General features: G+C 63.2%; 10 protein-coding genes and 1 pseudogene. 7 read left to right on the top strand and 4 right to left on the bottom strand.

The genetic code is table 11. The features are described from left to right. The first annotated feature begins 163 nt into the window (after nt 1–163). The 3 genes from Q5H31_RS07445 (at nt 164) to Q5H31_RS07435 (ending at nt 2,955) form a co-directional block, all read left to right on the top strand. Entirely contained in the window at nt 164–1,765 is a 1,602-nt protein-coding gene (locus Q5H31_RS07445; protein ID WP_007052765.1) for an ABC-F family ATP-binding cassette domain-containing protein, read from the top strand. 43 nt (nt 1,766–1,808) lie between these two features. Then, nucleotides 1,809–2,516: an SDR family NAD(P)-dependent oxidoreductase gene (locus Q5H31_RS07440; protein ID WP_007052766.1), complete on the top strand. Its 708-nt coding sequence runs from the start codon at nt 1,809–1,811 to the stop codon at nt 2,514–2,516. Nucleotides 2,517–2,586: 70 nt separating this feature from the next. Next, nucleotides 2,587–2,955, top strand: coding sequence for a metallopeptidase family protein (locus tag Q5H31_RS07435; protein WP_007052767.1), 369 nt, complete (start codon nt 2,587–2,589; stop codon nt 2,953–2,955). Between the two features lie 52 nt (nt 2,956–3,007). Here the strand turns inward: Q5H31_RS07435 and Q5H31_RS07430 are convergent, their stop codons facing one another. Genes Q5H31_RS07430 through Q5H31_RS07415 form a run of 4 tightly spaced genes read right to left on the bottom strand, consistent with a single transcriptional unit; the run spans nt 3,008 to nt 6,637 of the window. Then, entirely contained in the window at nt 3,008–3,679 is a 672-nt protein-coding gene (locus Q5H31_RS07430; RefSeq protein ID WP_007054306.1) for a hypothetical protein, read from the bottom strand. Further along, on the bottom strand, nt 3,676–5,289 hold the full coding sequence (locus Q5H31_RS07425; protein WP_060662170.1) for an ABC transporter ATP-binding protein: 1,614 nt from the start codon (nt 5,287–5,289) through the stop codon (nt 3,676–3,678). Before Q5H31_RS07425 ends, Q5H31_RS07430 begins: the two co-directional genes overlap by 4 nt. Next, nucleotides 5,289–5,990, bottom strand: coding sequence for an energy-coupling factor transporter transmembrane component T (locus Q5H31_RS07420; RefSeq protein WP_007054304.1), 702 nt, complete (start codon nt 5,988–5,990; stop codon nt 5,289–5,291). The genes Q5H31_RS07425 and Q5H31_RS07420 overlap by 1 nt, the downstream gene beginning before the upstream one ends. Further along, a complete protein-coding gene (locus tag Q5H31_RS07415) occupies nt 5,990–6,637 on the bottom strand; it encodes an MptD family putative ECF transporter S component (RefSeq protein ID WP_007052771.1) in 648 nt (215 codons plus the stop codon). Before Q5H31_RS07415 ends, Q5H31_RS07420 begins: the two co-directional genes overlap by 1 nt. A gap of 199 nt (nt 6,638–6,836) precedes the next feature. On the opposite strand from Q5H31_RS07415, the gene Q5H31_RS07410 reads away from it, so the two are divergent. The 4 genes and pseudogenes from Q5H31_RS07410 to Q5H31_RS07395 form a co-directional block, all read left to right on the top strand. Further along, a complete protein-coding gene (locus Q5H31_RS07410; RefSeq protein WP_013410832.1) occupies nt 6,837–8,468 on the top strand; it encodes a DUF3375 domain-containing protein in 1,632 nt (543 codons plus the stop codon). Next, nucleotides 8,465–9,139, top strand: coding sequence for a DUF4194 domain-containing protein (locus Q5H31_RS07405; protein WP_008783544.1), 675 nt, complete (start codon nt 8,465–8,467; stop codon nt 9,137–9,139). The genes Q5H31_RS07410 and Q5H31_RS07405 overlap by 4 nt, the downstream gene beginning before the upstream one ends. Beyond that, nucleotides 9,136–12,684: an ATP-binding protein gene (locus Q5H31_RS07400; protein WP_013410833.1), complete on the top strand. Its 3,549-nt coding sequence runs from the start codon at nt 9,136–9,138 to the stop codon at nt 12,682–12,684. Before Q5H31_RS07405 ends, Q5H31_RS07400 begins: the two co-directional genes overlap by 4 nt. Nucleotides 12,685–12,757: 73 nt before the next feature. Next, nucleotides 12,758–13,693, top strand: a pseudogene (locus tag Q5H31_RS07395) (Wadjet anti-phage system protein JetD domain-containing protein); the annotation flags it as partial. Between the last annotated feature and the right edge of the window lie 53 nt (nt 13,694–13,746).

The following is a 13,746-nucleotide window of genomic DNA, read 5'->3' as shown; positions in this document are numbered from 1 at the left end:
GCGATCACCATACCGGGCGTCGCATTCTTCACCTTGCCGATCAGTTGCGCGGCTGCGTATGGACGCATGAGCGTCGGCTGAGCCCGGTCGGCATGGTGTTCGCTATGATGGACAGTCGGACTTTGGTAAGAGACAGTATTCGTAACAGGCAAGTAGGTTATTCATGGCTATTGAGGTGCAGGGACTTGAAATTCAGATCGGCGCGCGCACGCTGCTTCACCCCACCAACTTCCATGTGGCCAAGGGAGACAAGATCGGTCTGGTGGGCCGCAACGGCGCCGGCAAGACCACGCTGACCCGCGTGATCACCGGCGACATGCTGCCCACCGCCGGCAAGGTGCGCGTCTCCGGCAAGCTCGGCTACCTGCCGCAGGACACGCATGCCTCCGATCCCACACAGACCGCGCTCGACCGCATGATGAGCGCGCGCGACATCGCCACCATCATCAACCGCATCCGCAAGGCCGAAAAGGATATGACCGACCCGGATCCGGACGTGATGAGCAAGGCCATGACCCGGTACGACAAGGCCATGCAGGACTTCGACAAGGCTGGCGGCTACGCGGCCCAGTCCGAGGCGATTTCCATGGCCGCCTCGCTCGGCCTGCCGCAGGAGGTCATGGAGCAGCAGCTCGGCACGCTCTCCGGTGGCCAGCGCCGCCGCATCGAGCTGGCGCGCATCCTGTTCTCCAATGCCGACACCCTGATCCTCGACGAGCCGACCAACCACTTGGATGCCGATTCCATCGAATGGCTGCGCGGCTACTTGAAGAAGTACGAGGGCGGCTTCCTGGTCATCTCCCACTCCACCGAACTGCTGGACGAAGTGGTGAACAAGGTCTGGCATCTGGACGCGCAGCTCGGCCAGATCGACATGTATTCGCTTGGCTGGAAGGCCTACCTGCACCAGCGCGTGGTGGACGAGGAGCGCCGCCGCCGCGAACGCGAAGTGGCCGAGAAGAAGGCCGACCGTCTCATGAAGCAAGGCATTCGACTGCACGCCAAGGCCACCAAGGCCGTGGCGGCGCAGAACATGATGCGCCGTGCCGAAAAGCTGCTGGAAAACACCTCCGAGGCGCAGAAGGCCGAGAAGGTGGCGGACATCCGTTTCCCCGAGCCCGCGCCCTGCGGCCGCACGCCGATCATGGCCAAGGATATTTCCAAGGCCTACGGTTCCAACATCGTGTTCGCCGGCGTGAACCTGGCCATCGACAAGGGCTCGCGTGTGGTGATCCTCGGCTACAACGGTGCCGGCAAGACCACCACGCTGCGCCTGCTGGCCCACATCGAGGAGCCGGACACCGGTTCCGTGGAATACGGTCACGGCTGCAAGATCGGCTACTTCGCGCAGGAGCACGACACCTTGGATCTGAACGCCACCGTGTTGGAGAACCTGCAGCATGTGGCGCCCGAGCTCGATAACACGCAGGCCCGTTCGATTCTCGGCTCGTTCCTGTTCTCCGGTGACGACGCGATGAAACCGGCTCACGTGCTTTCCGGCGGTGAGAAGACCCGTCTGGCTCTGGCCACGCTGGTCACCTCGCGAGCCAACGTGCTGCTGCTCGACGAGCCCACCAACAACCTCGACCCCGCTTCCCGTGAGGAGATTCTGAAGGCCATTGCCAAGTATGAGGGCGCCATCGTGCTCGTCACCCACGATGAGGGCGCCGTCGAGGCGCTCAACCCCGAGCGCGTGCTCCTCATGCCCGACGGCGACGAAGACCTCTGGAATGATTCGTATCTCGAACTCGTAGCTGAAGAATAGTAGTAAACTCGTAGCCGAAGAATAGTAGTAGGAGAGGTCTGCCATGCCAACCACAACAGGTAAGAAAATCGCCATCGTCACCGGCAGCGCGCTGGGCTTGGGCTACGAGCTCGCCAGCCAGCTCATCGCCAACGGCTGGCTGGTGGCCGGTGTCGACTTCAATGCCGAACGTCAGGCCGAACTGACCGCGCAGTGGCCCGATGACTCCTACCGCGCCTACGTCGGCGACATCACCGACGAAGCGTTCGTGAAGGAATCCGTGGCGGATATCGCCACGCTCGGCCACATCGATTTGCTCATCAACAACGCCGGCCAGCCTTCGTTCAAGGTGCCCACCGCCTACGAGGCCGCCGACGTCGACAAATGTCTCAAGGGACTCAAAGGCATGATTCTGTGGACGGTGGAAACCCTCAAGGCCTGCGGCGAGCAGAACGTGAAAATCGCCCAGATTATGAGCACCGCCGCCACACGCGGCAACGCGAACGAAAGCGTGTACTGCGCCACCAAGTGGGGTGAGAAAGGCTACACCAAGAGCCTGCAGGCCGCATACAAGGGCACCAGTGTCAAGGTGGTCGCCGTCTATCCGGGCGGCATTGATACCGCTTTCTACCGTGACAGTCGCGACTACGTCTCCGAGGCCAAGCAGCACACCTTCATGCAGCCCGGCCCGCTGGCCGAAGTCATCCTCTTCAACCTGATCAACGAGGCCAACCTCACCGTCACCGACATCGAGATCAACCGCAACAGCTGAGCCTGCTAGTCTGAGATTTCAGCGCCTTGGTACATACTTGGTGTCAAGGCATTTCGCGTGTGGAGAGCGAATGCACATCAGTGATGATGAGTTTGAACGGGCCATTGAACAGGTGTTGGATGATTTGCCTGAACGGTTTGCGCGGGTGCTGGAGAATGTCGGCATCGTCGTTGCGGACGAACCCAATGAGCGCGAACTGGCTACAATGAGCAATCCGTGCGGTGAGCTGCTCGGACTGTATGAGGGCATACCCGTCACGAAGCGAACTACGGGCTACAGCGGCGTGATGCCGGACGTCATCACCCTGTTCAAGGGGCCGCATGAACGCGTATGCTCAACGCAGGCCGAGCTGCGCCAACGGATCCGCAAAACCGTGTTGCACGAGATCGGCCATTTTTTCGGCTTCGATGACGAGTATCTGCACTCGCACGGCTACTGAAGCGATGCTAGTTTCACTAGTGGGGAGCCGTCACTGCCGTATGTTGCCAGGTCTACTGCAAGTGGTGCAACGCGCGGATGATGGCGCAACGGTCCTCGACGGTTCCCTCGTTGGCGCACATGGTGGCGTACCAACGCGGATTGCGCAAGGTCTCGACGCCGGTGGCCTCATCCGTGGCGACGAGCGTGTGCAGATCGTTGGCGTACTGGAAATGCAGGTGGCTGAGCAGCCCGCCCTCGGCGAACGCCTTGCGCGAAGGCAGCGGATTGATGGCAAGTAGCCAGCGGAACGGGCTGTCTTCGGCGGCCGGATCGGTGGTGTGGAACACGAAGGTGGGGGAGCCTTCGAGACCGTGCTCGATGACATGGTCGATGGTGTATTCGTAGGTGTCGAGGCTGGTGTCGTCCTCGGCGAACCATTCGATGGCGAGCGCGGCATCGTCCGTGGAGCCGGATTCGGCGGCCGGCTCGTTCACACGCCAGTAGCCGATATGGATGATGTTCTCCGGGCTGGTGGTGGAGCAAGCCATCGACCAGAACGTCCTGATGCCGCGCGCGGCCATCGGGGCCATCTTCGGGTTGGCGAGCACCGCCTGCTCGGCGGCTTCCCAGGTCTGCTGGATGGCGGCGTCATCCGAATCAATGTAATGCTCGAAGCTTTCCCATTCACCGAGCCAGTCGGTGATGTCGAAGGCCGTGGAATCCGTGGTGTTGCTGGCGGTCATTGCGCGTTCCTTTCATGGGTGGATGCGGTGGCGAAATTGGTAGAGGCATTAGGGTTGGGGCTGCTGGCATCTGGGTTACTGGCATGCGAGCCGTTGTTCCCGGAATCGTCGGCGCCAAGATTGACAATGCGGTCGCACCAGCCGGCGGCGAGCTCCTCATCGTGGGTGACCACGAGAATCGCCTTGCCTTGGCTCGCCAGTTGCCGCAGCAGTTCGCCGACCTGCTCCATGTGGTAGCGGTCGAGTCCGCTGGTGGGCTCGTCAAAGATGATGAGGTCCTTGCCGCACATCAATGCCGAGCCGATGGCAACCCGCTGCTTCTGCCCGCCGGACAGGCTCATCGGATGCCGTTCGACGAACGCTGCAAGGTCAAGATCGGCCATGACCTGATTGGCTTGAGCGGTGATGCCGGCATCCGTCTCGTCGAGTCCGATGAGCAGTTCCTCGCGCACGCTGTCGGAGAACAGTTGGTAGTTGACATCTTGCATGACCAGGAATCCGGCGCGGGTCAGGTCGCGCGGTTTCGCGGGCACGCCGTTGAGCTCGATGCGGCCCGAAACAGGCTTGATGAGTCCGGTCAACGTGCGCACGAGCGTGGTCTTGCCGCAGCCGTTGTTGCCCATGAGCCCGGTGATTTCGCCGGCACGGAACCGCAGGTCCGGGATGGCGCGGGTGAAGCCGTCCTTGCCTTTGTATCCGATGGTGAGGTTATGGGTGCCGAGCAATACTGAAGTGCACTCATCCGCGGCCGGGCTTGAAGCCAGCGCCGCAATCCGGCGTCGATACGGTTGCAGGTCCAATGCCCGCAATCCCATGGCGGCCACGCAGCCGGGGGAGAGGGACAGGAATTCATCGGCCTCGTAATCCTGCACGATATGCCCGCCGTCGAATACCACGTACCGGTCGGCCACGCCGTTGAGCCATGCGAGTCGGTGTTCGGCGATTACGATGGTGAGCCCTTCGTCCTTCATCTGCTCGATCATGGCGCGCATGTCCGCGATGGCGTTCGCGTCGAGATTGCTGGTCGGCTCATCCAATACCACGAGCCTGGGCCCCAGCATGGTGGCCGCCGCCACGGCGATGCGCTGCTTTTGGCCGCCTGACAGGTGGAAGATGCTGCGATGCAGCAGATGCCCAATGCCAAAGCGCTCAGCCACGGCCGTGATACGACGATTGATGTCCTCGGCCGGCAGCCCTATGTTTTCGGCCGGGAAGGCGAGCTCGTCGGTGACGTTCGCGTTGAAATACTGGGTTTTCGGGTTTTGGAACACGCTGCCGACCAGCGGGGTGAGCCGGTCGATCGGCACGGTCTCCACATCCAGCCCGCACGTGGTCTGGTTGCCGGCGAACGCACCATGGAAGAATGAGGGGATGAGCCCGTTGGCAACGCGCGTATAGCTGGTTTTGCCGCAGCCGCTCGCCCCGCACAGCACGATGCACTCGCCTGCGGGCACGGTCAACGTGATGTCGCGCAATGCCGGCTCTGCGGCATGGTCATAGGTAAAGGAGATGCCACGGGAGGCGATGGTTCCCGCAGACGTGTCGAGTGGGCCACCCTTGCCGGTCCCAATAATGGCAGTTGCATTCGGCTGCGATTGGTTTCCACCCATCAGATCACCCCCGCGATATCGAGCGCGAGCGGCAAAGTGACCACAATCATGACCAGCCAGTCGACCACGGTCATACGGATCAGCGTGCGCGAGGTGTGCTCGCCCTCACGCCCGAGCCCCTTGGTCAGTGCCGCCACCGACAGGTCCTGTGCCACATTGGTGGCGTTCATCAGCAGCGGAATCAGAATGTATTCCAACGATTGGGCCGGGTGACGAACCAGCCCCCAGCCGCCGGAGGCGATGCCGCGCAACGCCATCGCATTGCGAATCTGCCGGTAATCCTCGGCGATGGTCGGGAAGAAGCGGATGACCACCACACAGGGAATCACCACGGCCTCAGGCACGCGCATACGCCGCATCGCGCAGATGAACGCGCTCGCGGACGTGGTGGTGAACGTATACGCGCCGGTGATGAAACAGGGCAGCATCATCGTGACGCCCACGGCCAGCGCGGAGACCACATGCAGCCACGGCAGTCCCAGGGCATCGGGGTCGAGCATTCCCAGCGCGGTGAGTACTGCATAGGTCACGCCGAAGTTCAACGCGGTTCGCCATCGGGCGGCCGCCAGCAGGGGTAGCAGGAACAGCACGACCATGACGATTTGCGTGGCGAGTCCTACATGGAAGAACAGCATGAGGTTCGCCACCAGCAGAAGGTAGAGTTTCGCGCGCGGATCGAGCGTCCGGCGGGCAGGATTCATCAGGCGATACCGGCCTTGATGAAGTGCTTCTTCATCATGCGCTGGCCGAACCAGCCGCCGAGAACCGCGCACACCAGAATCGCGATCATCGAGATGAAGAACGTGCCGGTGTTGATGTTGGCGAATACGCCGTCGATGTAGGCTGCGTCCTTGCCGCGCGCCTGCAGGCTCGCCACGTAGGCGTCCTTCATGAACCACAGGGGCAGGATCGGGCCGGTCAGGCCGTAGGAGAACACCACGTAGCTGACGAGCAGTAGCGCCTTGCTCTTATACTTGCCGGCGCGCGCGATGAGGTCGGCCGCCACCGGGAACACGATGCTGGCGATGAACGAAAGCACGAAATGCCCGGAGATGAACAGGAACAGTCCGATGATCACGCCCATGACGGTGATGCCGCCGAATTTGCCGAGGCGTGCGGCCAGCAGCATGTACACGCAGCCGGAGATGAGGGCCGTGATGGCGGGCAGGAAGATGGAGCCGAAGCCGCCGGTGAACAGGGTGCTCACCAGTGTGGCGATGCACACCATCACGAAGTACAGGGCCGCAAACACGCCGATGGTGATGAGGTCGGAGACCTCCAGTTTGCCGGATTTGGCGGGCTTGTTGAGCTGGTCAGAGGTTTCGGCGGGCGTGTTCGGTGCGGTCACGATGTTTTCCGTTTCGTATGCATTGACAATATTCCTCTCGCCAATCTAACGATGATTTCCCGCAAAGGCAATAGTCTGTCTGTGATTTTTAGCATGGCTTGGCGCCCCTCCCTGTGGGGGGCGAAGGACGTGGCGCGGGCGGGGTGTGGTTCGCGGCTATCGGCTAGTATGGTGCGGTCACGACAGAGGGAGGCATGCTGTGGCCGATGTGATGCGGGAGCTGGAACGGCTGCGACCGGTGTATGAGACGGGCGTCCTGCGGTTGCTGTTGCGCCAGAACGCGATGCTGTACGTGTCGCTGCTGCGTTCCACGTTCGACCCGCTCACCGGCGAGCTGCCGCGCGAGACCGTGGAGGAGCGGTTCGCGCAAAGTCTGAACGCTCTGGCCGACGCCGGCGAATATGCGCCGCGCGAGGACCAGACCTTCGCCGAGGCCGCTCATCAGATCCTCGCCGACCTGACCCGTGAAGGCGAAGGCGACTACGCCTGGCTCGCCAACTCGCATGATGCGGCCTCACACCGATTCCTCTACCGTTTGACGGCCCGCGCCCACCGCGCCATCGAGGCGCTGAGCAGGCTCGAAGACGAATCACGCGCCCTGTCCGGCGCGCAGGCCAACAGCATCATCATGGAAATCGAGCACGCGCGCATGCAGCTGACCGCCGACCCCGGCGAGCGCATCAAACTCCTCAACCGTGAAATCAAGGAACGCAAGCACGAGATCAAACGCATCCAACAGGGCAAGCAGCATGCCACGCTGAGCGAAGCCCAGGTGGAGGACGTGATCGCCGTGATCCACAACACGCTGCGCGGCGTGCCCATCGACCTGCGCGAACTCGTGCTCGACGAGCGGGACAACGGCGACGCCTTGCGCCGGCGCATGCAGGCCGGCGACATCAGCGTGGACGAGAACCTGACCCGCTACCACGATGAATACCGCCGCTCGTTCAGCGAATCAGACAGCGGCCGCCGCTTCGAGGACGCCTTCCAGGTGATCATCACCGACGAGGGCCGCCAGCAAATCGACGAAGCCCTGCGCGCCATCGCCAAAACCCCGTATCTGGCCGGCGAATCCGGCGTGCTGCTCGGCCAGATCCGCGACGAACTGGCCCGCATCTACGACGGCATCGAAGCCGTGCGCCGCCAGATGCGCGTCTCCGACGAGGCGATCAGCCGGCTCGTGCGCCAGCAAACCGACACTCGCTACCGCACGATGCTCACCCGCTTGAACCGACTGTACGCGCGCCTCAACGCGGATGCGAAAACCCATATGGGAGACGCCTCGCGCCCGTACGACACGGCCACCTCGGACGCGCTGTTCGCGCCATTGCCGATGCGCCCGGCCAAATCCATGACCCGCGCCACCGCACCCGGCCTGAGCGACCTCGCCGCCGAAGCCCCGCAGTCGACTCCGGTGGCCGATCTGCGGGACATGGTCAACAGCGGCGGCCCCCGACTCCTGCGCATGGTCAGCCTCATCCGGCGCAACCCGGTGACCGTTGACAGGTCCGATGACAGGCCCGGCGCAACCCTCGTGGACATCGCCGCCAGCTTCAACCGGCTGCCCGAAAGCGAACGCCGCGAAAGCGAGATCGTCGGCTTCCTGGGCGGGCTGGGAGCCGTAAGCGGCAACGCCATCGCCGACGAGCCGTCCACTGACGGCGTCGGCGTCGGGGTCGACAGCGACATCGCCACCGAGCCGGCCCCGGCGCAGCGCGGCGATACCGCGACCTGGCATTGCGTATCGATCGACGGCGAGCCCCGGAACTGGATCACTAGACCGGTGCTGGCCGACATGGACGAGCTGAGCATCATTGTGGAGGAAGGATGACCGTGGCCGAGGAACACGAGGAACACGAGGAGCATATGGACAACGCCAACCCGTACGCCCTGTTCGAAGGCGACACCGGCGACATGCCGGCCGAGGCACGCATGGCCGCCATCGCCCTCAAACGCGACCGCTATATCAGCGGGCCCACCTACGACACCGTGCTCGACAACCGCGACGCCGTCGTACGCTCCCTGAACAACGACCTGCTCGACTTGGTGATCAACGAACGCTACCGCATCATGTACGCCACGCCCGTGGCCGGCGACGACGTGACCCTGCGCTCGCTCAAAACCCGTGTCAGCCTCAAACGCGAGGAGGCCGCGCTGCTCGCCTTCCTGCGCATCCGCGTCCTCGAATACGAGAACGTGCACGCCGACCCCGCCGACTGGCTCGTCAGCTTTGAGGAGATCCGCGCCGCGCTCGCCACCGGCGCCGGCTATCTGGCCGCCCGCAACGACGAGGAAGGCGTGGCAAAGCAGATCGGCGCCATCGTCTCCGCGATGATCACCTACGGGTATTTGGTGCGCCTGGACGACGAAGCCATGTACCAGATCACGCCGCTCGTGCCCGTGGTGCTCGACCGCGAACTGGCCGACACCTGGCTCGACGTCGCGGAACACGGCGACGGCGACACGGAAGATGACGATGACGACGAGAAGGGAGCCGAATGATGCAGGCGACAGACGTGCAGATGATCGCGGACCGGTGGATGCTGGAATCCCGCCGACTCATCAACTGGGGCTCCTATGAGGGCTACCACGAATTCCGCCCCTCCACGGACCACAAGCTGCCGGTGACCCTGCTCGCCGGCGCCAGCGAATCCGGCAAATCCACGCTGGTCGACGCGCAGATCTCCCTGCTGTACCCAACCGGCACGCCGTTCAACAAGGCCTCGAACTCCGGCCGCTCCGAACGCAGCGACTACACCTACCTGCGCGGCATGGTCGGCGTGGGCAGCACCGAAACCGGCGACGAGCCGCTCTACCTGCGCGGCCGCGACGAGAACGGCGCACCGCAACCCGTGTGGGGCGCCATCGTGGACACCTATCGCAACCAGACCACCGGCCAGGTGCTCTCCTGCGCCAAATTCCTCTACCTGATGCCCGGCGACGGCCGCGGCGACGTGCGCCGACAGTACGTGGTCTGGGGCAAGCCCGTGGACCCCAGGCGCATGGACCAATACCGTGACGCCCCGTTCACGCCGGCCCAGCTCAAAGCCACCTACCCCGACTGCCTCACATTCCCCAGCGCCGAAGCGTTCCACACACACATCTGGAGCGCAATGGGCCTGAGCGAGGCCGCCTGCCGACTGCTGCACAAGATCCAGTCCGCCGACGCGCCCTCCCGGCTCGACGACATCTTCAAACAAGGCGTGCTCGGCGTGCCCGAAGCCCTGGACCTGGCCCGCACCACGGTCGAGGACTACGAACGTTACGACGAGAACTTCCACGCCATGGACGAGAAGACCCGCCGCATGGACACGCTGCGCGGCATCCAACAGGCCTACGGCGAATACGCCGCCGCACGCGGCAAGGCCCGCGCCTTCGAACCGGTCAAGCCGGCCGTCGACGGCACGGTGCCGGCCGTGCTGCGCGACTGGGCATTGGCCCGCATGCGCGGCGAAGTCGCCGTCCAACTGCCCGCCGATCGCGCCGAACAACAGAACAGCGAGGCGGAAGCCAAGCTGCTGCGCCGCCGAACCGAAGACCTGCGCACCCGTCTCGACATGATCCGAGGCCAGATGCAGGGTCTGGACGGCGGCGACCTGACCCGACTCGAACTCGAACTCGACCAGGCCCGCCGCACCCTCGAAGACGTGCAAGCCAACCGAACACGAATCAAACAAACGTTCGCATCCATCGGCGAGACGCTGCCCGGCGACGAACAGGCCTGGAACGAACGCCGCATCAACGCCGTGAACTTCAAACGCGAATACAACAAACGAGACGGCGAATGCGAGGAAGCCCTCACCGCCGCCATCAACGCGCGGGCCGGCGCACGCGGCGACCTCGAACGACTGCAACGCGACTTCGACCGGCAACGCTCCCAGCGCACCCGCATCTCCCAGCAGATGGACGAAACCCGCGCCATGCTCTGCCGCGCCACCGGACTCACCCCCGCCGAACTGCCGTACGTGGCCGAACTCATGGACGTGAACGAACACGAGGAAGACTGGCGTCTCGCCATGAACGTCGCCTACGCGCCCATCGCCCAGACCATCCTCGTCGACAAGCGCCACGAACAGGGCTTCGCCGCCAAAGTCAGCACCATCGACCCGCGCACCATGCCCCGACGCACCTGGCAGTTCGTGGACACCGCACGCCACTACGACGACACCGGCGCGCACGCGAACATACTCACCGGAGAACAGGACGGCGACTGGCTGTCCGGCAAACTGCGCTACCGCGACGACTCGCCCTTCGCCGACTGGCTGCGCTCGCAGACCCAGGACGAACGATTCGACGCCCTATGCGTCACCGCCATCGACGACACCGACCGCACCAACCGTCAGGTGCAGGCCGACGGTCAGATCAAATCCGGCGCACGCGGCCAGCACGGCACCAAAGACCGCGCCCAGGTCATCGGATTCGTCAACGAAACCTACCTCAACGCGCTCGCAGCGCAGGTCGACGCCGCCCGCAACGCGCTCAGCCAAGCCGACACCGACTACACGGCCGCCAAAACACAGTCCGATAACCTCCACCGCGAACTCGAACTGGCCAACCAGCTCGCCTACACGTCCTGGGAGCGCATCGACATCGCCGGCGCGCAACGGACCATCACGGACACGCAGGACGCCATCGCATCCATCAAAAACGATCCCAAGCTCGCCGAACTCGCCAAACAGCGCGACGAACTGAACGCCGAACTCGACCGTGTGGAACGCCAGCGCATCGAATCCGACCAGGCCGCGGCCCGCGCCGGCAGCGCCGTCGAAGCGGCGCTCATCTGGCTGCGCGACCATGCCGACACCGGCACGACGGACGCCGCCGGTGCCACCGCCGACAATGACGATGACGCCGCGTCCGGCCCGCTGCCGGACGAAGTCACGGCGGCGCTCGCCGAATCCTACGACAACCGATTCGCCGGACTGGCGGACGCCGCCATGCGCGCGCACATGATCATCGGCGCGGGCGCGGCAGGAACGCAGGCACCGGGGGAGAGCTTCCCCGAACGCACCATCGCCGGCATCGGCAAGGACATGGCCTCCCGCATCAACCTGCTGAACGGCCAGGCCGATGCCGCACGCACCGGCGTCGAATCGAAAATGAGCACCTACATCGCGCTCTACGCGGCCGACGATGATTCGCTGACCGCCAGCGTGGAGGACTACCGGTACTATCTCGACGAACTCGCCAGCCTCACCCAGCTGGCCGCGGTCGCCGCCACCGACGCCGAATACCGGCGCTGCCTCGAACAGCTGCTCAGGAGCTTCCTGACCATCAAACGCGCCATCGACACGGATGCCAGCGACATCCACGACCAGCTTGACCGCATCAACGCCATGCTCAAAGGCCAGCAGTTCGGTCCCAAGCACGGCAGCCTGTCCCTGCACGCGGACGTGCGCCGTCCCGAGCGCACCTTCTGGGCGCAGCTCATCCGCGTCATCGGCACCCTGAACGATTGGAAATCCGCCGACGTCAACGATTCCGACGCCTCGCGCAAGGCTTTCGCGGCCTGCGCGCCGATGGTCGGGCTGCTGCGCGCCGAACTCGCGCAGGTCAAGGACGCGAACGGCGTGAAAAGCTACGGCGCCCGCAACCTCGACCCGCGTTGCCGCTCGTCCTTCTACGCCATCGTGCATCATGCCGACGGCCCGGATGAACGCATCACCTCCACCGGCGGCCGTTCGGGCGGCGCCTTGCAGGAGCTTACCTCATTCGTATACGGCGCGGCGCTCATCTACCTGCTCGGCGGCGGCCTGACCAGCGAGCCCTCGTACACCACGCTGTTCCTCGACGAGGCGCTCATCAAGGCCGACGGCCGTTACACGCAGCGCGCCCTCACGGTGCTGCCGCGCCTCGGATTCCAGGTCATCGTCTCCGCCCCGGAAAGCAAGACCGGCGAAATCCTCGAGGTCTCCACCAAGGCCTACGTGACCTACAAGGACCCCGACACCGGCCTCACCTCCCTGCGCGAGGCCGTGCTGCATCAGAATGACATGGACGATGAATCATCGTCGGATATATTGAAGGATGACGGGGTTGCCGAATGAGCAGTCCTGGCGTCGCCGGTATTAAGACGATTCGGTTCGACTCGACGATGTTCGAAAGCAGGTGATGGGAACTGTGGCCGGCATGAAAGACATCGCTGCGATCACCACATGCGTGAAGAAACATATGCGTTCACATATGTACGACATCGAACCGGCATGGCCATTTCCCGTGCCGGTGGGATTGCCGGACCAAGCATTTTTGGAAACCAATGCGATTGCGGTGCATGACAACAACAATGAGATACGGCAATGGGCAAGCAAGAATGGTTGCGAAATCATAACCAAGCATCGCACCATAGGCACCTCTGTCGAGCTGATCTCCAAAGTCGTCGTTCCTGACGAATCAATAGCCATGCGTGTGGTTGGTCGTACGCTGGCGGCGGAATGTCGCGAAGCGCGCCGCCGCATAGCATGTCTGGTTGCTGCTTGTGACGTTGCTCCGGAAACAATCGAATCGGCCGCTCGCATGACAGGCCATGAACAGCCTGACGACTTCGATCTGCTTGTCAGCGCAGTTCGATATTTCAGGCATCATGACGTGACCGGTATGACGCCGCGACAGATTCCATTGACAGGATTCAGCGGCAAATGGCTGAATGAGTCAAAAACCAATCGTCGTAAGGCCATTTGCCGACTGCTCGGTGTCGAAACGTTGGGTCTGTCAAAACGGCCGACCGAACTGCGGTTCCGTTATCTCGATCCGGTCCGCGACGATGCTGAGCTCGAACGCATCATATGGTGTCCGTGGGAAGGCGAAGCGTTATCCGGCATTAAATATGCTGTCATCGTTGAGAACAAAGACACGTATCAGACTATGCCGCCGATTGCGCAGGGCATCTGCATATGGGGTTCTGGTCGCGCTGTAAGCGATGCTGTACCTGCGGTTCCTGCACTGCGTGACATGCGTATCGTGTATTGGGGTGATATGGATGCGGATGGACTGGAAATACTTTCGACATTACGTGAATCAGGTATCGAATGCGACTCCATCCTGATGGATTGCGATGCGGGTTAAGGGTCAAAAAGTGTGTCCGGAATCGCGGATTTTCACGGATTGACCTG

It is taken from the genome of uncultured Bifidobacterium sp., assembly GCF_959020155.1.
In the GTDB taxonomy this organism is placed as follows: domain Bacteria; phylum Actinomycetota; class Actinomycetes; order Actinomycetales; family Bifidobacteriaceae; genus Bifidobacterium.
Note: the sequence above shows the minus strand (reverse complement) of the source record. Positions and strands in the feature narration are given on the sequence as shown.

Bases quoted from the DNA above. Each gene is read 5' to 3' on its own strand.
- Q5H31_RS07435 (WP_007052767.1), top strand. From the start codon at position 2,587: ATGCACATCAGTGATGATGAGTTTGAACGGGCCATTGAACAGGTGTTG.
- Q5H31_RS07400 (WP_013410833.1), top strand. From the start codon at position 9,136: ATGATGCAGGCGACAGACGTGCAGATGATCGCGGACCGGTGGATGCTG.
- Q5H31_RS07425 (WP_060662170.1), bottom strand. From the start codon at position 5,289: ATGGGTGGAAACCAATCGCAGCCGAATGCAACTGCCATTATTGGGACC.
- Q5H31_RS07445 (WP_007052765.1), top strand. From the start codon at position 164: ATGGCTATTGAGGTGCAGGGACTTGAAATTCAGATCGGCGCGCGCACG.
- Q5H31_RS07440 (WP_007052766.1), top strand. From the start codon at position 1,809: ATGCCAACCACAACAGGTAAGAAAATCGCCATCGTCACCGGCAGCGCG.
- Q5H31_RS07405 (WP_008783544.1), top strand. From the start codon at position 8,465: ATGACCGTGGCCGAGGAACACGAGGAACACGAGGAGCATATGGACAAC.
- Q5H31_RS07420 (WP_007054304.1), bottom strand. From the start codon at position 5,990: ATGAATCCTGCCCGCCGGACGCTCGATCCGCGCGCGAAACTCTACCTT.
- Q5H31_RS07430 (WP_007054306.1), bottom strand. From the start codon at position 3,679: ATGACCGCCAGCAACACCACGGATTCCACGGCCTTCGACATCACCGAC.